This window comes from Pseudoalteromonas arctica A 37-1-2 (assembly GCF_000238395.3).
GTDB lineage: Bacteria > Pseudomonadota > Gammaproteobacteria > Enterobacterales > Alteromonadaceae > Pseudoalteromonas > Pseudoalteromonas arctica.
On the sequence record NZ_CP011026.1, the window covers coordinates 523959 to 547688 of the forward strand.

Below are 23730 nucleotides of genomic sequence, written 5' to 3' on the forward strand. Positions count from 1 at the left end.
TTTATTGATGAAATTCTCGCATTTCTTTATACAGCGTCCAATATTTGCGGCCATGCTGTCATTGGTTATTTTAATTGCTGGTGGTATATCACTATTCCAATTACCAGTTAGTGAATACCCAGAAGTAGTTCCTCCAACAGTTGTTGTTACCGCTAACTACCCGGGTGCTAACCCTACCGTTATTGCGCAAACAGTGGCAACACCGCTGGAGCAAGAAATTAACGGCACTGAAAACATGCTATATATGTTTTCGCAAGGTACCAGTGATGGCCGCATGACACTAACGGTAACTTTTGCGTTAGGTACCGATTTAGATCGTGCTCAAGTACAAGTACAAAACCGTGTAAACAGTGCGCTTCCGCGTTTGCCAGAAGAAGTACAACGTTTAGGTGTTGTGGCTGAAAAGTCATCACCAGATTTAACCATGGTAGTGCATTTATACTCACCTGAAAAAACGCACGACACAGCTTACTTATCTAACTATGCTGATTTAAACATTAAAGATGAAATTGCGCGCTTACCAGGCGTAGGTGATATTCGCATGTTTGGTGCTGGCAAATACTCAATGCGAGTATGGCTAAACCCAGATGCACTTGCTGCACGCGAATTAACAGCAACAGATGTAGTAACAGCACTTCGCTCGCAAAACCAGCAAGTTGCTGCTGGTAGCTTAGGTGCACAACCAATTTCAAACGACAGTCAATTTCAAATATTGTTAAACGTTAAAGGTCGTTTAAACAGTATTGAAGAATTTGAACAAGTTATTATTAAAGTAGGCGACGAAGGTCAGTTAACGCGTTTATCTGATATAGCCCGTGTTGATTTAGGCCAAGACACTTACGCACTGCGTGCAGAGCTTGATAACCAACCAGCTCTTGCAATGCCAATATTCCAACGCCCAGGTTCAAACGCTATTGAGCTTTCTGATCAAGTACGCGAAACAATGGCGCGCTTATCAAAAGATTTCCCTACTGGTGTTGAATACGACATTGTGTACGATCCTACAGTATTTGTGCGCGGCTCAATTGACGCGGTAATTGCAACGTTGCTTGAAGCAATTGTACTGGTAGTTATTGTTGTTATTGTATTTTTACAAACCTGGCGTGCATCTATCATTCCGCTAATTGCTGTGCCTATTTCACTTATTGGTACATTTGCCGTAATGCAGTGGTTAGGTGTCTCAATTAATACCTTGTCGTTGTTTGGTTTAGTATTGGCCATAGGTATTGTTGTAGATGATGCGATTGTAGTTGTTGAAAACGTAGAGCGTAATATTGAAAAAGGCTTATCGCCACTTGAAGCAACCCGCGTTGCAATGAGCGAAGTAACAGGCCCTATTATTGCCATTGCGCTAGTACTAAGTGCTGTATTTATTCCTACTGCGTTTATTACCGGTTTATCAGGTCAGTTTTATAAGCAATTTGCACTTACAATTACAATTTCGACGATTATCTCAGCGTTTAACTCATTAACGTTATCGCCTGCACTTGCTGCATTGTTATTAAAATCGCATGATGCAAAACCAGATGCATTTACGCGTTTACTTAATAAATTGTTTGGTCGTTGGTTGTTTAAACCATTTAACCGCGTATTTAATCGTGGTGCTAAAGGTTACGAAAAACTGGTACAAAAACTAATTCGTATGACTGTTGTTGTAATGGTGGCTTACATTGCACTTGTTGGCGGCACAATTAAGTTATTTGATACCGTACCAGGTGGCTTTATTCCACAGCAAGATAAACAGTATTTAGTGGCTATTGCGCAGTTACCTGACGCATCAAGCCTTGATCGTACTGAAGACGTACTTGCTCAAATGCAGCAAATTGCATTAGAAGTACCAGGCGTTGCACATACTGTTGCTTTCCCTGGCTTATCAGTGAACGGTTTTACAAATAGCCCTAACAGCGGCATTGTATTTACACCACTTGAAAGCTTTGACAAACGTACCGACCCAAGCCAATCAGCGATGGCGATAGCGGCGCAGTTGAATAAACGTTTTGCCGCCATTGATGAGGCATTTGTAGCGGTATTTCCACCGCCGCCAATTCAAGGTTTAGGCACTACCGGTGGTTTTAAACTGCAAATAGAAGACAGAGCTAATAAAGGGTTTGAAGCACTATTTAATAGTCTGCAAGCCGTAATTACTAAAGCGCAACAAGACCCAGCATTAATGGGCCTGTACTCAAGTTTCCGTATCCAAGTTCCACAAATGGATATTGATATTGACCGTGAGCAAGCGCTTATTCAAGGTATTCCACTTGATGAAGTATTTAATGCCCTGCAAATTTATTTAGGCTCTGTGTACGTAAATGACTTTAATATGTTTGGTCGTACGTACCAAGTAAATGCACAGGCCGATGCTGACTACCGCTTAGACCCTGATCAAATACTTAATTTAAAAGTACGTAACCGCTCAGGTAATATGGTGCCACTAGGCTCAGTATTAACAGTAACTCCAACAATTGGTCCTGACCGTGTTATGCATTACAACGGTTACCCAAGTGCAGAACTAAATGGCAGCCCAGCGCCAGGTTATAGCTCTGATCAAGCACAAGTTGCTATTGAAAAAGTACTCGCAGACACACTACCAACAGGTATTGAATATGAGTGGACTGAAGTAACGTACCAACAAGTACTTGCCGGTAACACCATGGTTTATGTATTCCCGTTAGTTGTATTACTTGTATTTATGGTACTTGCAGCGCAGTACGAAAGCTTACGTTTACCACTGGCAATTATATTAATTGTACCAATGACTATTTTCTCAGCCTTGTTAGGTGTGTGGTTTGTTGGCTCTGACAACAACATATTCACCCAAATAGCGTTAATAGTTCTGGTCGCGTTGGCCTCTAAAAATGCAATATTGATGGTTGAATTTGCAAAAGATAGACACGACTCAGGCTTATCGCACTTAGAGGCAATACTTGAGGCATGTCGTATGCGCTTGCGCCCAATATTAATGACCTCAATTGCATTTACAGCAGGTGTTGTACCGTTAGTACTTGCCACCGGTGCAGGCGCCGAAATGCGACACGCAATGGGTAACGCAGTATTCTCAGGGATGATAGGTGTAACCGTGTTTGGCCTATTGTTTACGCCGGTATTTTATATGTTAGTGACTAACAAAAAAGAGAAAGCGCAGGAGAATACTCATGACTAAATTAATGCAAAAAAGACTTAAAACAAGTCTAACTGTTAGTGCAGTATTAGTCGCTGCGTTTTTAGCCGGGTGTGCGAGTAAAATTGACACCATGAGTGAGCAAAAAGCCGTTAATGAATTTGTTGCTAAAGCTAATATTGCAAGTAACGTTAGCGTTGCTGATGAGACAAACTGGTGGAAAAAGCTTAATTCTGATCAACTAAATGAGCTTGTTACTGGTGCGCTTGCAAATAACTATAATTTGCAAACAAGCCAGCTAACACTTAAAAGCGCATTAGCGCGATTAGGAGAGCAAAAAGCCCAATACCTTCCGCAAGGTGGCGTAAATGTTGGCGCAGCTCGAAGCGATGCACCAAGCGTGTTTGACCGCCAATCAAGTGCAAATGTTGCACTTGATTGGCAGCTAGATTTATTTGGTCGCATAACAGCGTTGGTTGATGCAGCAAATGCATCAGCCATGAGCCAAGCAGAGCAAGTACGCTTATTACAAATTGAAGTTGTTTCGTCAGTTGTTAAAGGCTTTGTAAGTTATCAAGGGAATGTTGAAAAACAACACATTGTTACGCTTCAAATTGAAGCGCTTGAGCAAAGTATTGACGTTCTTCAAGCCCGTGTTGACGAAGGCGTCGCAAACGAGCTTGATTTAAACCGTACGATGGCGCAGCTTAGGCAGCAACAAGCACTAATGCCTGCCATTGAGTATGCAAAATACAGCGATTTATCTGCCCTTGCAGTACTAAGCGGTAAGTTAGCGCAAAATATTGCTATTGAAAACGAGCAAGGTGTGCTTGAACGTGACTTTAGCGTAGCACTAAAAAACGCTAATAATGCCATTGCCTTACGTCCAGATATTAGCCGTGCATTGTTTGATTTTAGCCAAGCAAATAGTTTAAGTGTTGCAGCTAGCAAAGCGTTATTACCAGATATTAGCTTATCTGCATTTGCAGGGGTTGTGAGTATAGATAGCACAGGCTTAAAAAATACCGACCAACAGTGGCAAGTAGCGCCGCAATTGCAATGGTCGTTATTAAGCTACCCAGCATTATTAGCACAGCGCGACGCGCAGCAGTTTTTAAGTGAAGCCGCTTACAGCGATTATCAACAAGTAGTATTAACTGCACTAAGTGAAAGTGAACTTTCACTGCAATTGTTGGTCAATCAAGCACAGCAAAAACGCTTTGCCGATGAGCGCTATGACTTTGCTAATAAAGCATTTTTACAAGCACAAGCAATGTACGAAGAAGGTCAAATTCCTTACCTTGAGTTGTTAGATGCGCGCCAGGATGTTTTAATAGCACAAGAAAATGCTGTTGAAACAACAATTTCTTCACTGCTTGCCAAAGTAAATGCTTACCAGTCATTTAATGGCCAATGGAGTTATGCGTTAAACGACACTAATAAGTAGAGTTATATTGATGCCAAATACTGAAAATTTACATGAATACATTATCCCGCAAACGATGCGCGCTATTGTACTGCCAGAACCAAATGAAGCAATTGACTTAGCGGATGCTGAGCTGCCTGTTCCTATTTGTGCAGATAACGAGCTGCTTGTAAAAGTAGAGTACGTTGGTTTAAATCCAGTTGATGGTCAATTTGCTAAAACAGGCTTTTGTAAATGGCAGTATCCACACATTTTAGGCTTAGATGCCGTAGGTGTTGTGGTTAAAGCTAATAAAGGCGTGTTTCCAAATGTTGGCCAGCGCGTTATGTGGCATGCCAACATTGGTGAGCAAGGTGCTTTGAGCGAATACACCAAGGTACCTAACTTTGCAGTGTCGGTTGTGCCAAGCGGTTTAAATCCGGCTATTGCTGCAACACTTCCATGTGCCGGTATGGCAGCACTTATTAGCTTAGATAAAATAGGCATTAGTGAAGGCGATACTATTTTTATTGAAGGCGGAGCCGGAGCGGTAGGGCAGTTTGCTATTCAATATGCAAAACAGCGCGGTGCAGATGTATTTACCACGGCATCAAAGCGTAATCATAAGTTGGTTAAGCAGTTAGGCGCTGATGTGGTTTTTGACTATAGCGATAAAAAGCTATGCGAAAAAATCCGCAGAGAACTTGGCCCACAAGGCTTTGATGCGGTTATTGATACGATAGGTGGTGAGTGTACTCAGCGTAATATTGAGTTAATGCGTTTTTGCGGACGTATTGCCTGCTTAAATCCGCTACCTTGTTTTGATCAAGACTTAATGTATCACCGAGCGCCTAATATTAGCGTAGTATCAATTGGTGGAGCATGGCTTGCTAATAGTTTATGTGCACAACAACGTTTGAGTTTTATGGGCAACCTGTTACTTGAAGGCGCTGTTAGTGGCGACATTAAACACCCAGAAATAACGCCCGTAGATTTTAGTGCTGACTCAGTATCGCAAGCGCTTAATAAACAACTTGCTGGTGGTTTTACCGGCAAGCAAGTTGTTAAAGTTACTAAGTGAAGCACTTATACAATTTGATTTAAATTTAGGTAGTTTTAGCTAGATTAATTGATAATGTAGCCTCTACAAATTGAATAAAAACGTAGCCTATTTGTGCTGCGTTTTTTTATGCCCATAAAAAAATAGATACAGCGCTAGCGCTTTTGCTGTTTTATTCATCATTTTAGCTAAAATACTTTTTTTCAGCGTACAACTGTAAGCCTTTGTGTTTCAACAGTTTACGTTCAGGTAAAGAAAATAAATTGAAAAAACTGTTAATTAATTGAATAGAGTAATTGATCTAAACGATTTTTTATGACGTAATGTAGTTATTATTTAGCTGGTCGGATGAGTTCAATCATGAGTTTACGTACAAAACTAAAAAAAGTATTACCAAGTATTTCTATCACAGAACAAGAAGCGCTAGACGCGGGTGATGTATGGCTTGAAGGTTCTATCTACCAAGGTAAACCTGATTTCAGTGCACTTCGCGACGTACCTGCTGCTACATTAAGCGCAGACGAGCAAGCATTCTTAGACGGTCCAGTAAAAGAACTGCTGGGCATGATTGACGATTCAGTGATTCAAAACGGCATTCATTTACCAAATGACATCTTAGAATTTTTGAAAAAAGAGCGTTTTTTCTCGCTTATCATTCCTAAGTCGTTTGGTGGTTTAGAGTTTAGCCCTTATGCAAACTCTACTATTGTTGGCACAATTGCGACTAAAAGCTCAGCAGTTGCGGTAACCGTAATGGTTCCTAACTCGTTAGGCCCGGGTGAGCTATTACTTCACTTTGGTACGCAAGAACAACAAGCACATTACCTACCACGCCTAGCAAATGGTACAGACATTCCATGTTTTGCATTAACAAGCCCAGAAGCGGGTTCTGATGCAGGTGGCATTCCAGACATTGGTACAGTTACTAAAGGCATGTATAAAGGCGAAGAAGTACTTGGCCTTGAGATCACATGGGACAAGCGCTACATAACGCTTGCACCTATTGCTACCGTACTTGGTTTAGCTTTTAAAGTAATGGACCCTGATGGTTTATTAGGTGGTAAAGAAAGCTTAGGTATTACCTGTGCACTTATTCCTAAAGAGCACCCAGGTGTAGAGCTTGGTAATCGCCACGACCCAATGGGTATTCGTTTTTACAACGGTACTACACGTGGTAACAAAGTATTTGTACCAATGGATTTTGTTATTGGTGGACAGAAAAATATCGGCCGTGGTTGGCAAATGCTGGTTAGCTGTTTAGGTGCTGGCCGTGGTATTTCATTACCTGCGCTAGGTGTTAGTACAGCACAAGTTGCATTTAAATCAGCATCTGAATACGCAGCAGTGCGTGAACAGTTTGGTTTAGCCATTGGCCAGTTTGAAGGTATTCAAGAAAAACTAGCTGACATTGCAGGTAAAACATACCTACAAGAAGCAATGCGCGTACTTACAACTGAAGGCTTAGGCATGGGCTTAAAACCATCAGTAGTAACTGCAATCGCTAAATACCACATGACAGAGCTTGGTCGCGACGTGCTTGATTCAGCAATGGATATTCAAGCGGGTAAAGCGATTCAAAATGGTCCACAAAATACATTAGCAAGTGGTTATGTTGCTCAGCCGATTGCCATTACGGTAGAAGGCGCGAACATTCTTACACGTAACCTAATGATATTTGGTCAAGGTGTTATGCGTTGTCACCCATATTTACAATCTATGGTTGAATCTATCCATAGTGAAGATAAAGGCGCAGATAAAGAATTTAACGGCATTTTACGTAAAACAATTGGTTACAGCACAGCAAACAGCTTCCGTGCTTTTCGCCTTGGTGTTTTACCATTTACAGCAAGTGCAAACTCTGAATTACCAGAAGTACGTGACTACGAAAAAGCAGTACATAAATTATCTGCAAAACTTGCAGTGTACGCAGACTTTTCGTTACTGGTACTTGGCGGTAAGTTAAAACAAGCAGAAATGCTATCGGCACGTTTAGGCGATGTAATGAGCTTCTTATATGCAGCTATGGCATCAATTAAATATTACGAGCAAAAAGTATCAAGTAGTGACCGTGAGCAAGCTGCACCGTATTTCCATTACGCGACTCGTTTTGCACTTCAAAGTGCTGAAGAAGCATTGCATAAGTTTTTAGATAACTTCCCTGCAAGTGGTACACGTAAGTTTATTCGTTTCATTACAATGAACTACTCAACTAAAATGCCAAAAATTAGCGACGATTTAATCCGCGAACTAGCTAAGCAAGCTCAGCTAGATACCGCATTTAAAGCGCAAATCACGCATTTAGTTAAACCAGTAGTGGGCGATGGCCATCATATTAATGAGCAAGCTTACAAAGCTAAAATGGCATCACTTGGCGAGCTGGCTAAAGTTAAAAAAGCACTACGTGCTAAAGTAATTAAACCAGGTATACGCTTTAACATCACGCTTGATAACGCACTAGCGGCAAACGTAATCACGCAAGCTGAACACGTTCAGTTAATTGATTACAACATCAAACGTGAAAAAGCGATTCGTGTAGATGAGTTCGATTTTGATATGAACCTACTAGACGATAACGCACAGCCGATTAACCCGCTTAAAAGTGTAGTTAATCAGTAAGTTAAAGTAATTAAATTCAATGATGCAAAGCGCCCGCAGTATCGGCGCTTTTATTCTTGAAAAGTATTAGTGTGGAGCCCCGCTTGTGTAAAAACAAGCGGGGCTTTTTTTATGTTTTTTAAAGTAGAAATAGATAGCGGTATTGATTTGTAAGCGAGTATGTATGTGTAGAGGATTAAAAAGAGACGCTTATAATCTTGAAAAAGGGCTAACAACCCCGTTAGCACCTTGTTGTAGTACATGGGTAGGATACCCGCTGAATTAAAACGTTGAACATTTTAGCGTTCTAAATAACTCATTAACTGCGTTAAAAACTTCTCATATAGATAAACTATATTACCAAGTTTTTGCCTTGTTACTGAGCTATTTATCTATCGCTAAAATTGCTCACTAATTCAATACAGCGGGTATTATTTGCGTAGTACGCACATCACTATGGCCTAGTTGTGTTTGTACTGTGCGGATATCAGCGCCGCTTTGCAGCAAGTGCGTAGCGAAAGAGTGACGCAAAGTATGTGGCGTAACGTGTTTGTTAATTTCAGCTTTTGCTGAAGATAGTTTAACTGACTTTCTTACCCCTGAATGATCTAAGTGGTGACGTCTTATTTCTCCTGTTTCAGGGTCCGTACTTAATTTATGTGATGGGAACAAAAACTGCCATTGTAAAGACTTATTAGCGCTTGGGTATTTTTTACTAAGTCGATGAGGCATCCATACACCGGCGTACGCATCATTTTTTAAATCTAACTGTAAATATTCATCAACTTGAATTATTTGATTTCTTAGCATTGGTATTAATTCTTCAGCAAGTGTCACAATACGATTTTTATTACCCTTACCGTTCCAAATGCGTATGTTTTTATAGTCGAAGTCAATATCTTGAACTCTTATTTTTACTGCTTCCATCAGCCGTAAACCACTTCCATATAGCAAGCTTGCTATCAAATAATGTCGTTTATTTATATTTCTAAAAAATAGCAATACCTCAGTTTGTGTAAGTACGACAGGAAGTTTCTGTTGGCGGTTACTTTTAACGAAATTTAAATCTAATGAGAGCTCATTCTTGATAATATGTTTATATAAAAAAGCAAGTGCATTTAAAGCGGTTGCTTGTGTTCTCGCTGCCACTTTTTTAGTGACTGTTAAGTGATTTAAAAATATTTCAACTTCATTATTGCCCATACTGGTAGGGTGCCGCTTATTATGAAAATGGATATAGGCAGTAATCCAAAATACATAAGTTTCAATAGATTTTTTAGCGTAGTGATGGCTATACATATAGTTGATAATACTATTAAGAAAAGGGGATTTAGTTTTCATTTTAAATCTCAATTAACTGTAATTATATACAGTATTGGCGTTTTTCCTCCTAAGTCAAGAAATGAGGACATTTTCCTCTTTTTTGCATTTTAATAAAAGAACAGCCTGACTTAAAGTTTAAAGCTGGCAATGTGTTACAGGATTTGTTATTAATATGTAAAATAATTAAGGGAACATGCAAGATGCACACAATTGAACTCGTTTAACGCCGCTTCATGCTCCGCATCTGTTTTTACCGGTAAGTGCGACATTTCCTCTGAAGACGTTGTTGAACTAAGCCGCTACGCGGAGATCCTATTCTGACCATTTGAGCCACACTTACCTTGGGGTTATCCCATATTTGGAGGTAAGTCATGAATACACTCATTGAACAAGTCAAAATTGAAATAGCCTACCGTGGTTATTCACAAAGTACCTGTAAAAGTTACTGCGAGCATTTACTTAAACTCAGCCATTATTTTAATAAACCACTCGATTTAATTACTGATGATGAGCTGAATATCTTTTTTAAAGATCCCGCCATTCGCAAGCTCTCCAGAGCGAGTCAAAAAATACAAATAAACAGCATTTGGTTTTTGTTTAAGAATATTTTACACCGCCCACTGAACTTAGACATAGCCTTGCCTAAAGCAAAACCTCGGGCACCTACTTATTTATCGCGTGATGATATTCGACGACTTATAGAAAGTTGCACGGATATGCGCTTAAAAACATTGATAGTGGTGTGTTATGGATGTGGTTTGCGTATTGGCGAACTGCTGCGCATCAAAGTGCAAGACATCGATGGACAGCGTAAAACCATTTTAATTGAACATGGTAAAGGAGATAAGTCACGCTATGTTGTTGTATCAGATAGCGTGCTAAATCAATTACGTTGCTATTGGAAAATGTATCACCCAACGGGCTGGATGTTTTATTCACGATGGTTAATGGATAAACCTATGTCACCCTCAAGCTTCAGAAAGGCATTGAAAAAACATGCACAAATGTGTGGTTTAAAGCACTGTAATCCACATGTATTACGCCATGCTTATGCAACACATCAACTTGAGTTAGGGATGCCGCTTCATCAACTTCAACATCAGCTTGGTCACAGTGACATTAGAACCACGCAAAGTTACTTACACTGGTTACCTGAATTAGGGCATGGTGGTATTGATTTACTCGCAAGTTGGGGAAACCAATGAGAGGCTTGCACCTCGCTGATATTTTAAATTCTGGCCTTGGGAATTATCGGCAGCACCACATAATGAGTTATCAGCAGTTACGAGTCTGCCAACACCTTCAATCATGCAGAACGGGTCAGCTCGGTTATCAAGCATGGCAATGTGATAACTGTAGTGAAGTACAACAAATTGGGTGTAGTTGTCGAGACCGTCATTGCCCACGTTGCCAAGGGATGGCTACGGCTAAATGGGTGCAAAGACAACAAGAGGATTTATTATCGTGTCGCTATTTCCACCTTGTTTTTACGCTCCCGCATGAGTTAAATATCATTGCGCACTACAACCCAAACGCGTTGTATCACTGTTTATTTAAAGCTGCATGGCAAACGCTGTGTAAATTTGCGAAACGAAAGAGGCATGGCCAGTTAGGCATGACAAGCGTACTGCATACGTGGGGGCAGAACTTAAGTCAGCATATTCACCTGCATTGCTTGATACCCGCAGGCGCGCTTGATAAAGCGCACTGGCATGAAATAAAAAAAGGCTATTTATACCCCGTTAAAGCATTATCAACAGTGTTTAGAGGGAAAATGCTCGCGGCGCTCAATGAATGCGATAGTTCATTCGCGAAGGTAAGCACACCAACCAAATGGTGCGTGTATAGCAAAGCCTGTTTAACGTACAGTGAAAAGCTAGTTAGTTACCTTGCTCGTTATACCCGAAAAGGCGTGATGTCAGAATCGCGATTAGTGTCAGCGACTGAAGAAACAGTGAGCTTTAAATACCGCGATTATGCAGATAACAACCGCGATAAAGTCATGACTCTGAGTTGTGATGAATTTTTACGGCGCTACTTACAACATGTATTGCCCAAAGGGTTTATGCGCATTCGTCACTATGGCTTTTTAGCTAATGCGTGTCGCAAGCGAAAGTTAGGGTTAATAAAGGCTCAAGTATCAGCAACCCCATGCAAAGCGGTGAAGCCGAAGGTAGAGCAAGAACGATTAATACCCCATTGGTCTTGCCAGTCATGCAAGACGGGTACCTTACGATTTATTGGTGTGATGAATTTAGATGAGGCGACAAATAAAATAGCGCGAACGAGTTAGCAGCCTTGCTTGCTGCATCAAATCAATAAGTTAACCTGCTTAATTGCTCAGGCTAATAGCGACTGTGCGAGCGAAAAATATCCTTGCTTAACGGTTAAACATTCGGTTTAATGAATAGATAATAAACGCTGAGCAATGCAGGGAAAGCTTAAATTATAATAGGTAAGCTTATTAAATTAGCTGATTTAGCTAGAGCCTCTAAAAAGCAAATTCCCATAGCATAAACAACACCAACTCTGACACACCGAGCAGGTAGCGCCTCAGTCCAACAAGCGATTATGCAACACAAACTGCGTGTCGCATAAATACTAAAGTGTTATATGCTCAAGGAAGAATTGTGATTAAATTTCTAGTTTCTTTTTTAGTTTTACTACCGTTATTTGCACAAGCGAATACAGATTTTTGTGAGGATCATACTCCTAGAACTACAGCAACTCATGGTGGTGAAAAGTATGGCCTTGTTGTTCCAGGCAGCAAAGTTAAAAAGGCTGGTTCATGGTCACCTAAAGAAATGGTTTCACCACCATTAGCAACTTATAAAGCCTACTCTTTAGTTCAGGATTGGGCTGTTAGTAATTTGCCAAAATTTGATGGTATCGAAATTAGAAGTGTAGAGTTAGTTAAATACCATTGTCTGGTTGGTTTTTCTAAAGAGGAGTATTGGTATTACATTGTCGAATACGATCCTCTTCTTGATGGCAACAAAATGTATGGTTCAAAAAATTTCGTTGCTGTTTTAATGTCGGGCGAGGTTATTGGTGTTGAGAGCATATAACAAGCTGTTCAAGCGGGACAAAAAACAGTTTGCTGTTTCGTTCCTCAACATTTTAGCAAACAATTTTTGCCCCTTAACAGGGCGTTATGTGTTTAGGATTATTCACAGTAAATTCAAGGATGGGGAGTCCAAAATGAGATTTAATAATAAGCTCAATCGCGCACAACTTGGTGCTTTAACTATATGTTTAGGTACTTCACTTGGTATGTCATTTCTAGTTGGGAGTTCATCACCTTTCATAGGGCTAATGCTTGGTACAATTACCATCGGTATTTATGTCATGATTCTTTCTGGAAAGTGGAGTGCAAAAAACACATAACAAGAAATTCAACAAGGACAAAAAACAGTTGGCTTTTTGTTCACTACGTTCACTTATTTTAGCCAACCATTTTTTGCCTGTTAATTAGGCGTTATGTGTAAACGGATATCGTCGAGTATATGGATATTTTCAAAGGTATAGATTTCAATGACTCGTTTGTTCTCGGTTGGAGTTCGAATGCAACTGAAATCACATTCAAAATTGAGGCTAGCATTTGGCCTGATTCACCTCATTATCTAAATCCAAAACCTGATGAATATACTTGCTACCGTATATGTGAAATTCAATTTGCGGATTTCACTTCATATTCAGGGCTTGCTGAAAAAAGTAGTGTTAAACCAAACAAAGATATAAATGGTTCATTTGATTATGGCAATATAGATTCGTTAATTAAAACAAATCAAGGCTTTAAGGTTGTTGGTGAGTTTGGTAACTTAGAAGTTATAAACGGCAAAGTTCAGTTAAAAATTTACACATAACAAGCGCTTCAAACGGAAAAAATACAGCTGGCTGTTTTCACTCCGTTCAACATTTTAGCCAGCTATACTTTTCCGCTTAAGCGGGCGTTATATGCCTAAGGGAACTATGCGTAGAATTCTACTTTTAGCACTTATTTCGATATGTTTATTTTGTAATTCCGCAAAAGCTATTGAGCTATGTGCTAACGAAATCGATATTGATAAACCTCTTTTAGATAAACCTCTTTTAGATAAATCACTTGCTAAAGTAGCCTTGTACGCTGACAAAATTTACGGTAAAAGTTGTTTGGTTTGCGCTGAGGTTTTAGAGCTCGATAAAGACAGAATTGAGCTTCATATAACAAGCCCAACAAATAAAGATGCAATTCTAAATACCTCTGCAACTATTGCCATAGCATTGCCAAGTGGTAAGATTCTAGAACAAAAGTTGTATCATAGTTGCAAAGTACGGACGGTGGTATCCGGCATATAACAAGTCATTAAAGCAGGACAAATAACAGTTGGCTTTTGCTCCTGCGTCACTTATTTTAGCCAACAATTATTTGCCTCTTAATGAGGCGTTATATTTCAAGGAAGAATCAATGAAGCCTGAGGATTACAATCCTAAAGCTAAAGAAGCATTTGGTAAATCACTTATCGATATAGGTGTAGCTATATTTAAAGGCATTATATTATTATTTACTGTTGTTCCACTTGCAGCAATATTACAAATTGCTATTAATGGCAATAAAAAATCTGTGTCATTATTTGATATGTCAAATAAACAAGACACCCATCCTAAATTTTGCATTTTTTAAAATTAAAGGCTAGCCTTTATTTAGTGCAAAAAACAAGCAGGGTGTCTTATGGCAATCGCAAGAAAGCGTCAAGTAAGTTTGGTTGATACAAAATACTATCACTGTATTTCACGTTGCGTGCGTCGTGCTTTTTTGTGTGGCGAAGACCGTTTTACAGGCAAGTCTTACGAGCATCGACGAGGCTGGGTTGAAGATAGGTTGCTCGTATTAGCAAAAATATTTTGTATTGATGTATGTGCTTATGCCGTCATGAGTAATCATACCCATTTAGTATTGTATGTTGATGATAAGAAAGCGAATAGTCTAAATGATAAAACGATTATTATTCGCTGGCATAAACTCTGTAAAGGCACATTGCTAACGCAAAAATATGTACAAGGTGAAAAGTTAAGTAAAGTTGAGCTCATCTTTTTCAACCAAACGGTTAAACAATACCGCGAACGCTTATCAAGTATCAGCTGGTTTATGCGGCTATTAAATGAAGACATTGCTCGCAGAGCAAATAAAGAAGATAACTGCACTGGACGGTTTTATTCGCTGCCATCCATGGCGCTCACCCTTCGGGCCGCCTAAGGCGTTCAAAGTTGTTCCATACAACTTTGTGGGGAGGGTAGATTCAAATCGCAAGCATTACTAGATGAAGCAGCCCTAGCGGCCTGCATGGCGTATGTCGACTTAAATCCCATTAGAGCTAAAATGGCTAACACTCCAGAGGATTCAGGCCATACCAGCATCAAACAGCGTTTAACGTATGTAAAGGATGGTAAACAACCAAAACAACTACAGCGCTTTGCAGGCATGCCACGTCAAATAATGCCAAAAGGGCTGCCGTTTGAGCTTAAATCGTACCTTGAACTTGTTGAATTAATAGGACGTTGTATACGAGAAAATAAGCGAGGGTATATTGAGAGTACACACTTGCCTTTGCTAGAAAGAGTGAATATATCTCCAGAAAACTGGTTAAAACTCACCACACAATTTACGCGTGTATTTCATGGCGCAGTGGGCAGGCCAGTCTCACAAGAAGGTTATTGTGAAAACTTAAACCGAAAGCGGCGAGCGAATATCAGTAACTGCGAAAAGCTACTGGCATAAAATTTAAACTACTCAGTAAAACTATTCAGTAAAAAATCACAACTGCACCATGCAGTCATTTTCATGCGTGCAATTTAGATTAAGAGCGCTAATGACTTATTTGATGGATGAAATGAAAATAACCTGTCGATAAAAGGTATGTTATTAACCTAAAAATTAAATTTAATGGCAACATTTTGTTTGTTCAATTGGAGTGGCTGTCTAGTTTATCGTAGTTCTAGTTTATCTGCTAGACGATAACGCATAGCCAATTAACCCGCTTAAAAGCGTAGTTAATCAATAAAATTAAATTCAATGATGCAAAGTGCCTGCAGTATCGGCGCTTTTATTCTTGAAAAGTATTAGTATGGAGCCCCGTTTGTGTAAAAACAAGCGGGGCTTTTTTATGTGTTTTTATAGGCAGGGATGATGACGGCTAATTTGATGGCCGTTTTTTTGTTCAATTATAGTGGTTGAATAGTTTGGTTTTGTCTTGTCTATATTATTAAAAATTTATTATATATATTTTAAATAAAACATTTTTTCTTCTCCTATACTAATAGCTCAACAAAACAAAGGAGAATACTATGAAAAAAAATATTGTGAGTAGCAATACAGAACAAGAGGATTTCAAACTAAATTCAGAAAACGAATTAGCAAAAACATTAGGGTCAATCTTAGAAAGGCTAACGGAAATTGAAACCACAAAAGCAGTTAGTGTTCAGCCGAACATAACTAGTGAAAAAATATATTACCCAGCTCCGAAAGAAGAAAAGGGATGTTGCTGCTTCGAGATTATCTTATACAGGGCTCGCGTTCTAGTTGCACAAGGTGGAGCTGGTTCAATAGAACCTTCCGACGGAGGAGGGCCATTAAATAGCAATATGGAATTAATCTTTGGGGCAACAGCAGATGGCTTTAGTGCTGCTTATCCAGGGGTTGCTTCATATGTATCGATGTCTGAAAATGGTGGATGGCTTGTCTTTAATCAAAAAATTGCTTTGGTAGAAGGAAATCAATCAATAGCAGTTTCTGCTTCAGCAAGGGAGATAGAAGCAACAATTCTAGAAAGTAAAGCGGGGAAAGGAGAGTTTGGTAACTCTGAAACAGCATACATGAACTTAACGTGTGATTGCCAGGTTATGCCTGTACAGCTCGAGGTGCAGCTAAGTGGTGGAAGCATCAATAAGAGAGGGCTCGTTTTAGTTGAGCTAACAGCAAAAAAAGTCTGTTGTCCTTGTTGTTAGTGAAAGTAATTTTATATTATAAGTAAATAATATGGACTGAACTTCGCCACTAGTGAAATTTTACTATTTATTGCGCATTTATTTAGTGGCGAATATTTTTATTTAAATGATAAATAAGACACCTATCCTAAATTTTGCACTCAAACACCCGTAATCCCTTCCAAAACGCTAATTAAAACAATATCAAACACTTCAATATTCTGCGTAAAAATACAGTAATCAATTGAACCAAAATAGGAACTCAGCTATGGTTTGCTTATCAATAAAAACAAATAAAAAACGAGTTAATCTACAGGCTCGTTATAAGCCTTTAGGATTACGATGAAGCTTTTCGACTTCTTAGCTCAAATGAGTGAAGAAAAATTTCCACTTCGTATAGATTACCGCGAACATATCGGATGCGTTGATGTTGAAGTAGAAGCATTTTCAGAACGCTGGGTTGTGTCCTTTGACGAAGATGGTTTCGTCGATTTTGTCATTTATAAAGATATTGATGCGCCAGACAATGAAAATGCTAATTTATTAGAGTCTTTATTTAATCGTCCTCAACAAGCTTGGATAAATGCAGCAAAAGACTTAGATGTCGAATTTATATCACCGTATGTGTTCACTGGTTCTGACGGTGAAAAATACCAAATTACAGGTTTGTTGTCTCAGTTTGGTGGCAAAAATGGTACTTTGATTTCATCTCGTAAAGATGATGATGAAGCTTGCTTTGAAGCAAGTAAATTGGATGGCTTTCAAAGCACAGGGCTCAATCCTACTTACTACGATAAGTATGATCGTGAAAATGTCATTGAAACTTTGCGAGATTGGGCGTGGAATTCTAAAGAACAAAAACCAGAATGGTACGGTGAATAGGCTTATAAAAAGACGTTCAAACGGATAATGCTCCTCACCCTTTTTAGTGGACACCTCCTCACCACTTTGAGGAGGCTAAAATGTCTAGATATACTCAACCTAGGAAGACATGGTTTTACCCAGTTAATTTCAAAATCAAAGTCTATTGGCATAGTGATTTTGGCCACTATTTACATGCAAACTTGTATAAAACAAAGCGGGGCTTTTTTAAACCTTAGTTTTATTAAAAACGTCCACTAATGTTAAACTACAAAAAACTTAATTACTTAATATAGCTATGGCATTTTACATTCCTTTATTAAAAGCTCACTTTGAGCACATTGAAATTGGCGATACGCTTACATCACTTTGGAGTGGATGTGGCAGTATTGTGCAGTGCCAGTTTGATGATAAGCCATGTGTTATTAAAGCGATTAAAATACCCAGTTATATACACCATCCTAAAATTAAACAAAGCGAATTTGCGCTTAAAAGAAAGCAGCATTCCTATAGTGTTGAATACACATTTTATAAGCTTTATAGCCAGCATTTACCAGTACATGCGCAAAGTATTGAATGTATAGGTGCAATTAATAAAGATGATGAATATGCGCTGGTGTTTAAGGATTTCACCAAACATGGGTTTGCTCAAGCAGGGCCACAACATGTTAAAGCTATATTAAAGTGGCTTGCACACTTTCATGCGTTTAACTTAAGTAAACCCGCTGAAGGGTTATGGCAGCAAGGCAACTACTGGCATTTAAGCACGCGCCCAGATGAGTTTAATAAACTAAAAGATAACCTTGATAAAAAGTCCGATATTAAAAATGCTGCACATAAAATAGATGAGCAACTACAAAGTTGTGCGTATAAAACGCTGATTCATGGCGATGCAAAAGTTGCTAACTTTGCAGCAAATGAGCGCGATGAAATACTCGGTTATGATTTTCAGTATATAGGTGCAGGTTGCGGGATAATTGATGTAATGTATTTTATGACCAGTTGCTTAAGTGATGCACAATTACACGAGTGCGCTGATGAGTACCTTGCGTATTATTTTGATAATTTAAAGGCTGCTATTACAACTTATCATCCTACAGCACCAGCAGGTAAAATAGCTGACAATTGGCTCGCTTTATGGCCTGCTGCATGGGCTGACTTTTATCGATTTTTAGCTGGCTGGAGCCCCGAGCACCAAAAAATAAATAGTTATATGCAACAGCAAGTAAACAGCTGGTTAGCGAGTAACATTTAATAAACAGGTTTTGCTAATCTCTTGCATAAATATCAAGCAAAACAATGCATTTTGGCACGATGTATGAAAATCTCTTTAAAACTACAGGTCAAATGACCTTTTTTAATATAAAATACTGCAAATTCTTGTATCAGTAGGTTTATATCATGGCAATTCACGTTATTTCTCACCCTCTTGTTCAACATAAACTAGGCCTAATGCGAGCGCATGGTATTAGTACTAAAAGCTTTCGTGAATTATGTTCTGAAGTTGGAACCTTATTAACTTACGAAGCAACTAAAAACCTACAGTTAGAAGATAACGAAATTACAGGCTGGGATGGCAATAAGTTAAAAGTAGAGCATATTAAAGGTAAAAAAATTACCGTAGTGCCTATTTTGCGTGCTGGTCTTGGCATGATGGATGGTGTTATGCAGTTATTACCAGCCGCTAAAGTAAGTGTGGTTGGTCTTGAACGTAACGAAGAAACACTAGAGCCAGTACCATATTTTGAAAAGCTAGTAGGTAATATTGATGAGCGCCTAAGCTTAGTTATTGACCCTATGCTTGCCACAGGTGGCTCAATGATTGCCACAATCGATATGCTTAAAAAAGCAGGCTGTAAAGAAATCAAAGTAATTGTATTAGTAGCTGCACCAGAAGGTGTGGAAAAAACACTTACAGCACATCCCGACGTAGAAATATTTACAGCCTCTGTAGATAGCCACTTAAACGAAAAGGGCTATATTATCCCTGGTTTAGGCGATGCGGGCGACAAAATATTCGGTACTGTTTAGGAGTCTTTAAGTGCAAAATAATGACACCTTTTCAATAAAAACTATTTTAACGGGCGCGCAAATGCTGTTTGTAGCATTTGGTGCGCTGGTATTAGTGCCGCTTTTAACGGGCTTGGATCCTAATGTTGCGCTTTTTACCGCAGGCATTGGTACCTTGCTGTTTCAGGTAGTGACTAAAGGCCAAGTGCCTATATTTTTAGCTTCATCGTTTGCCTTTATTGCACCTATTATTGCCGCTGTGCAAATGTGGGGCGTGCCAGCCACTATGGGCGGCTTAATGGTGGCGGGTTTTGCTTATATGCTTTTAAGTTTATTAGTGAAATTTAAAGGCGTTGCAACGCTTCATAAAATTTTACCGCCTGTGGTTGTGGGCCCAGTAATTATGGTTATTGGCCTTGCGCTTGCACCTGTTGCTGTAAATATGGCGATGGGTAAAAGTGGCGACGGCAGTATTCAAATTATAGATTACACCAGCGCTATTTATATTTCGTTGTTCTCGTTAGTGGTTACGCTTATTTTTGCAGTATGGGGAAAAGGCGTATTTAAGCTTATACCTATATTAGCAGGGGTTGTAGCGGGTTATTGTTTATCGCTTGGTATGGGCGTTGTGCAATTTGACGCGGTGACTAACGCACAGTGGTTTGCTGTACCAAACTTTACTTGGCCTGAGTTTAAATGGCAGGCTATTTTGTTTATGGTACCTGTAGCAATAGCACCTGCAATTGAGCATATTGGCGATATGATGGCTATTAGCCAAGTAACCAATAAAGACTTTTTGAAAAAGCCTGGGCTTCACCGTACTTTGTTTGGTGATGGCCTTGCGACTTCTGCGGCATCATTATTTGGCGGCCCGCCTAACACTACTTACTCAGAAGTAACGGGGGCAGTTATGCTTACCAAAAACTTCAATCCTAAAGTAATGATGTGGACAGCTGTTATTGCCATTATTTTAGCGTTTGTAGCTAAAATGGGATCTGGTTTGCAAACTATTCCTGTGCCAGTAATGGGCGGCATTATGATTCTACTTTTTGGCTCTATTGCTGTAGTGGGTTTAAATACACTGGTTAAATCGGGCGATGATTTAACAGCACCACGTAACTTAAGTATCGTTGCACTTATTTTGGTGTGCGGTATTGGTGGTATGCATATTGGTGGTAGCCAATTTAGTTTAGAGGGCGTAAGCCTCTGCGCTATTTTAGGAATAGTACTTAACTTAGTATTACCAAAAGCAGAACCTGAAAAAGTTTAATTTTGCACATTAGCTAAATAGATTGCACCATAATAGCGCATTTTTAATGCGCTATTTTTTTAACTTATTAATAAATATACAAAAATAATAATGGTCTAGTATCTGCATTTAACTTCCAGAACGCATTGTATGCAAAGGAGTTACTATGTCAGAGGCCAATATTGTGGATATAACCCCGTTTTTAGCAAAACACCAACTGCCTTTAAAGTATCAATATTTGAGTGAGCAGTATTTTGTTCCACTCGCGCATGACATCCTCGAATCTAAAAAAACAAATACTCCTATTTTTGTTGCCATAAATGGATGCCAAGGCTCAGGAAAAACAACACTCGCTGATTTTTTAGTTACCTGGTTTTCTAAAAACACACCACTTAACAGTGTTGCATTGTCTATTGATGACTTTTATTTAGCAAAACAAGCACGTAGTGAACTTGCCAAAGACGTACATCCTCTTTTTACTACTCGCGGAGTACCGGGTACTCACGATGTAGCGTTAATGAATAGCACAATAACTAACTTACTGGCAGGAGAGGTAAACGTACCGCTTCCACGTTTTAATAAACACGAAGACGACTGCGTGCCAGCAAGTGATTGGCTAACAAACGAAAAGCCAGTTGATATTGTTATTTTAGAAGGGTGGTGCGTGGGCAGTGAGCCACAACCGTTGTTTTCATTGAGTGAGCCGCTTAACGAGTTAGAGCAACAATTTGATAAAGAAGGCGTTTGGCGCCGCTGTGTAAACAGCTGTTTGGCAAACGAATATAAAGCCGTTTTTAACCTAATTGATTATACCGTTATGCTAAAAGCACCGAGTTTTAGTGATGTTTTTACATGGCGACAAGAGCAAGAACAAAAGTTAATAGCCAAAAAAGGTGAAGGCTCAGGCACCATGACTAACGAGCAATTGGTGTATTTTATTTCTCATTTTGAGCGCATTACGCGTGAGAACTTAAACACACTGAGCGCTAAAGCAAACGCTTTAATTGAACTTGATAGCAACCGCGATATTAGCGGTATGCACCTAACGAGTGATGACACACTTCAACCCATTATTTTTACAGATTTGGACGGTACATTACTCGATCACGCCGATTACAATACCAATAATATCAGTGAGTTATTACAGCAGCTGCAAAATGCACATATTCCTGTGGTGTTTAATACCAGTAAAACTTTTTGCGAAGTTATAGAGCTTAAAAACGATTTAAATATTCAACAACCTTTTATTGTTGAAAACGGTGCAGCGGTATTTATTCCAGAAGATTATTTTGAATTAAAGCCCATTGGTTGTAAAAAAGTAGGCGCTTATTGGTGCTACGCAATGGCAAAGCCGTTATCGAGTTTATTAAATGATTTAAATACTTTAAAGGCGGATTATAAAGCGCATTACAAATTGTTTAGTGATTTATCGAGTGAGCAAATATCAGAGCTTACTGGTCTTAGCGATGCACAAGCAAGGCGCGCACAAACTCGTGATTATTCAGACCCTCTTTATTGGTATGGCAACGACGAATTACTCACAGCCTTTGTAAGCGATGTTGAAGCACTCGGCTACGATATAAAAATTGGCGGACGCTTCATTCATATTGCCAAAAATACCGATAAAAGCGCTGCACAGCAGTGGTTAGTTAAACAGTTTACCAATCATTTCAGAAAGCCTCTCACGGTTATAGCTCTGGGTGATAGCGATAACGATAAGCAAATGTTAGAGCACGCAAATATCGCCATTATTATTGCCAATCCGGCGAGTAAAAAGCCGGTTAAATTGTCGCACAACAAAGCACGGTACTCTCAATCACCAGCACCGCTGGGGTGGATTGAAGAAATAACATCGTTGCCGTGTATTAGCAGTATTTTAAGTATTTCTGAGGAGCAAACATCTCATGGCTGATTTTTACCAAAATGGCATTATTACAACATTACATAATATTGCCGACAGACCAATAGAAGATCTAGAAAAAGAGCTACTTACTTTTAGCAAGCAGCGCCCAATGGGATTAATACTTCCTTCGTTATTTAGTGAACTCGAAGGCCCTGCACTGCAAAATATAGTTAGCGAATTACGCGAAGTACCGTATTTATCGCAAATTACCATAGGTTTAGATAGAGCCGACGAAGCACAGTACCGCCATGCACTTGGTTTTTTTAAAGAGCTAAACCAAAACCATAAAGTATTATGGAACGACGGCCCACGCTTACAAGCACTTGATAAAGAATTACAAGAGCTAGGCGTTGCACCGCGTGAGCTGGGTAAAGGCCGTAACGTGTGGTACTGCATGGGCTATAAATTAGCAACAGCGGAAGTGGAATCTATCGCGCTGCATGATTGCGATATTTTAACCTACGACAGAAGCTTACTTGCTCGCTTAATTTACCCCGTTGCGCATCCGCGTTTTAACTATGAATTTTGTAAAGGATTTTACCCGCGTACTGCTAATGGCAAAATTAATGGCCGTGTATCGCGCTTATTAGTAACGCCACTGCTTCGCTCGTTTAAAACAATTTTAGGCAATACCGACTACCTTGAATATATGGACTCATTTAGATACCCACTTGCAGGTGAGTTTTCGTTTAGACGCGATGTTTTAAACGATATTCGCATACCAAGTGATTGGGGCCTTGAAATAGGCGTACTGAGTGAAATGTATCGTAACTATTCACATAACCGCTTGTGCCAAGTAGATATTGCCGATAATTACGATCATAAGCACCAAGAACTTTCACTTGATGACCAAAGCGCAGGTTTGTCTAAAATGTCGATTGATATTACTAAGGCATTGTTTAGAAAGCTGGCAACACAAGGTGTTACTTTTACCAGCGAAACAATTCGTTCATTAAAAGCGACTTACTACCGTATCGGGCTAGATTTTATAGAAACGTATCATAACGACGCGCTAATGAACGGGTTAACGCTTGATGTACACCAAGAAGAAAAAGCAGTAGAAATGTTTGCACAAAATATTATGGAAGCAGGGCAACACTTTTTAGAAAACCCAATGGAAGCGCCATTTGTGCCAAGTTGGAACCGTGTTGTATCTGCAATGCCAGACGTACTTGAGCGCTTAAAAGAAGCCGTAGAGCTAGATAACGAAGAATATAGTTAACCTGCGTGCAGGTTAACTAGC

19 protein-coding genes and 2 pseudogenes are annotated in these 23730 nt (G+C 39.4%); 19 read left to right on the top strand and 2 right to left on the bottom strand.

The features are described 5' to 3' along the window. Window positions 1-7 precede the first annotated feature (7 nt). The 4 genes from PARC_RS19825 to PARC_RS19840 all read left to right on the top strand — a co-directional run bounded on the left by PARC_RS19825 (window position 8) and on the right by PARC_RS19840 (window position 8199). Window positions 8-3160 carry an efflux RND transporter permease subunit gene (locus PARC_RS19825; RefSeq protein ID WP_007582022.1) on the top strand — a complete coding sequence of 1051 codons (3153 nt, stop codon included), beginning with the start codon at window positions 8-10 and terminating at the stop codon, window positions 3158-3160. After that, window positions 3153-4565: a TolC family protein gene (locus PARC_RS19830; RefSeq protein WP_010553923.1), complete on the top strand. Its 1413-nt coding sequence runs from the start codon at window positions 3153-3155 to the stop codon at window positions 4563-4565. Before PARC_RS19825 ends, PARC_RS19830 begins: the two co-directional genes overlap by 8 nt. 10 nt (window positions 4566-4575) lie before the next feature. After that, a complete protein-coding gene (locus tag PARC_RS19835) occupies window positions 4576-5604 on the top strand; it encodes a zinc-binding dehydrogenase (protein WP_007582024.1) in 1029 nt (342 codons plus the stop codon). Between the two features lie 339 nt (window positions 5605-5943). Next, window positions 5944-8199, top strand: coding sequence for an acyl-CoA dehydrogenase (locus PARC_RS19840; RefSeq protein WP_010553922.1), 2256 nt, complete (start codon window positions 5944-5946; stop codon window positions 8197-8199). Between the two features lie 390 nt (window positions 8200-8589). Here the strand turns inward: PARC_RS19840 and PARC_RS19845 are convergent, their stop codons facing one another. Further along, a complete protein-coding gene (locus tag PARC_RS19845; protein WP_050576436.1) occupies window positions 8590-9519 on the bottom strand; it encodes an integron integrase in 930 nt (309 codons plus the stop codon). Between the two features lie 179 nt (window positions 9520-9698). Continuing rightward, window positions 9699-9788: pseudogene (locus tag PARC_RS21875) on the bottom strand (YkgJ family cysteine cluster protein); the annotation flags it as partial. 84 nt (window positions 9789-9872) lie between these two features. Here PARC_RS21875 and PARC_RS19855 point away from each other — a divergent pair. From PARC_RS19855 to PARC_RS19925, 15 genes and pseudogenes are all read left to right on the top strand, one after another. Then, window positions 9873-10706 carry a tyrosine-type recombinase/integrase gene (locus PARC_RS19855; protein ID WP_010555537.1) on the top strand — a complete coding sequence of 278 codons (834 nt, stop codon included), beginning with the start codon at window positions 9873-9875 and terminating at the stop codon, window positions 10704-10706. Continuing rightward, window positions 10703-11794 carry an IS91 family transposase gene (locus tag PARC_RS19860; RefSeq protein ID WP_096058057.1) on the top strand — a complete coding sequence of 364 codons (1092 nt, stop codon included), beginning with the start codon at window positions 10703-10705 and terminating at the stop codon, window positions 11792-11794. Before PARC_RS19855 ends, PARC_RS19860 begins: the two co-directional genes overlap by 4 nt. A 337-nt stretch (window positions 11795-12131) precedes the next feature. Then, window positions 12132-12569: a hypothetical protein gene (locus tag PARC_RS19865; RefSeq protein ID WP_010553080.1), complete on the top strand. Its 438-nt coding sequence runs from the start codon at window positions 12132-12134 to the stop codon at window positions 12567-12569. Window positions 12570-12702: 133 nt separating this feature from the next. Further along, the gene (locus tag PARC_RS19870; protein WP_033012802.1) at window positions 12703-12888 is read left to right on the top strand and encodes a hypothetical protein; all 186 of its coding nucleotides are present in this window, start codon (window positions 12703-12705) and stop codon (window positions 12886-12888) included. Window positions 12889-13007: 119 nt separating this feature from the next. Then, on the top strand, window positions 13008-13367 hold the full coding sequence (locus PARC_RS19875) for a hypothetical protein (RefSeq protein WP_010553078.1): 360 nt from the start codon (window positions 13008-13010) through the stop codon (window positions 13365-13367). A 106-nt stretch (window positions 13368-13473) separates the two neighbouring features. Then, a complete protein-coding gene (locus PARC_RS19880; RefSeq protein WP_148664669.1) occupies window positions 13474-13839 on the top strand; it encodes a hypothetical protein in 366 nt (121 codons plus the stop codon). Window positions 13840-13867: 28 nt separating this feature from the next. Then, entirely contained in the window at window positions 13868-14164 is a 297-nt protein-coding gene (locus PARC_RS19885) for a hypothetical protein (RefSeq protein WP_158522946.1), read from the top strand. A 48-nt stretch (window positions 14165-14212) separates the two neighbouring features. Continuing rightward, window positions 14213-15259 (top strand): annotated as a pseudogene (locus PARC_RS19890) (transposase). 566 nt (window positions 15260-15825) lie between these two features. Next, window positions 15826-16485 (top strand): hypothetical protein, encoded by a 660-nt coding sequence (locus PARC_RS19895; protein WP_010553075.1) that lies wholly within the window; start codon window positions 15826-15828, stop codon window positions 16483-16485. Window positions 16486-16806: 321 nt separating this feature from the next. Beyond that, complete coding sequence (locus tag PARC_RS19900; RefSeq protein WP_010553074.1) at window positions 16807-17346, top strand: hypothetical protein; 540 nt, start codon at window positions 16807-16809, stop codon at window positions 17344-17346. Between the two features lie 277 nt (window positions 17347-17623). Beyond that, a complete protein-coding gene (locus tag PARC_RS19905) occupies window positions 17624-18580 on the top strand; it encodes a phosphotransferase (protein WP_010553073.1) in 957 nt (318 codons plus the stop codon). Between the two features lie 146 nt (window positions 18581-18726). After that, window positions 18727-19356, top strand: a complete 630-nt coding sequence (gene upp / locus PARC_RS19910) for a uracil phosphoribosyltransferase (protein ID WP_002958676.1) — start codon at window positions 18727-18729, stop codon at window positions 19354-19356. Between the two features lie 10 nt (window positions 19357-19366). Further along, window positions 19367-20605, top strand: coding sequence for a uracil-xanthine permease family protein (locus tag PARC_RS19915; protein ID WP_007580880.1), 1239 nt, complete (start codon window positions 19367-19369; stop codon window positions 20603-20605). A gap of 145 nt (window positions 20606-20750) precedes the next feature. Then, complete coding sequence (locus tag PARC_RS19920; protein WP_010553072.1) at window positions 20751-22496, top strand: HAD-IIB family hydrolase; 1746 nt, start codon at window positions 20751-20753, stop codon at window positions 22494-22496. Beyond that, entirely contained in the window at window positions 22489-23709 is a 1221-nt protein-coding gene (locus tag PARC_RS19925; protein ID WP_002958673.1) for a glycosyltransferase family protein, read from the top strand. Before PARC_RS19920 ends, PARC_RS19925 begins: the two co-directional genes overlap by 8 nt. Window positions 23710-23730: the final 21 nt, after the last annotated feature.

Bases quoted from the DNA above. Each gene is read 5' to 3' on its own strand.
- PARC_RS19825 (WP_007582022.1), top strand. From the start codon at position 8: ATGAAATTCTCGCATTTCTTTATACAGCGTCCAATATTTGCGGCCATG.
- PARC_RS19830 (WP_010553923.1), top strand. From the start codon at position 3,153: ATGACTAAATTAATGCAAAAAAGACTTAAAACAAGTCTAACTGTTAGT.
- PARC_RS19835 (WP_007582024.1), top strand. From the start codon at position 4,576: ATGCCAAATACTGAAAATTTACATGAATACATTATCCCGCAAACGATG.
- PARC_RS19840 (WP_010553922.1), top strand. From the start codon at position 5,944: ATGAGTTTACGTACAAAACTAAAAAAAGTATTACCAAGTATTTCTATC.
- PARC_RS19845 (WP_050576436.1), bottom strand. From the start codon at position 9,519: ATGAAAACTAAATCCCCTTTTCTTAATAGTATTATCAACTATATGTAT.
- PARC_RS19855 (WP_010555537.1), top strand. From the start codon at position 9,873: ATGAATACACTCATTGAACAAGTCAAAATTGAAATAGCCTACCGTGGT.
- PARC_RS19860 (WP_096058057.1), top strand. From the start codon at position 10,703: ATGAGAGGCTTGCACCTCGCTGATATTTTAAATTCTGGCCTTGGGAAT.
- PARC_RS19870 (WP_033012802.1), top strand. From the start codon at position 12,703: ATGAGATTTAATAATAAGCTCAATCGCGCACAACTTGGTGCTTTAACT.
- PARC_RS19875 (WP_010553078.1), top strand. From the start codon at position 13,008: ATGGATATTTTCAAAGGTATAGATTTCAATGACTCGTTTGTTCTCGGT.
- PARC_RS19880 (WP_148664669.1), top strand. From the start codon at position 13,474: ATGCGTAGAATTCTACTTTTAGCACTTATTTCGATATGTTTATTTTGT.
- PARC_RS19895 (WP_010553075.1), top strand. From the start codon at position 15,826: ATGAAAAAAAATATTGTGAGTAGCAATACAGAACAAGAGGATTTCAAA.
- PARC_RS19900 (WP_010553074.1), top strand. From the start codon at position 16,807: ATGAAGCTTTTCGACTTCTTAGCTCAAATGAGTGAAGAAAAATTTCCA.
- PARC_RS19905 (WP_010553073.1), top strand. From the start codon at position 17,624: ATGGCATTTTACATTCCTTTATTAAAAGCTCACTTTGAGCACATTGAA.
- upp (WP_002958676.1), top strand. From the start codon at position 18,727: ATGGCAATTCACGTTATTTCTCACCCTCTTGTTCAACATAAACTAGGC.
- PARC_RS19920 (WP_010553072.1), top strand. From the start codon at position 20,751: ATGTCAGAGGCCAATATTGTGGATATAACCCCGTTTTTAGCAAAACAC.
- PARC_RS19925 (WP_002958673.1), top strand. From the start codon at position 22,489: ATGGCTGATTTTTACCAAAATGGCATTATTACAACATTACATAATATT.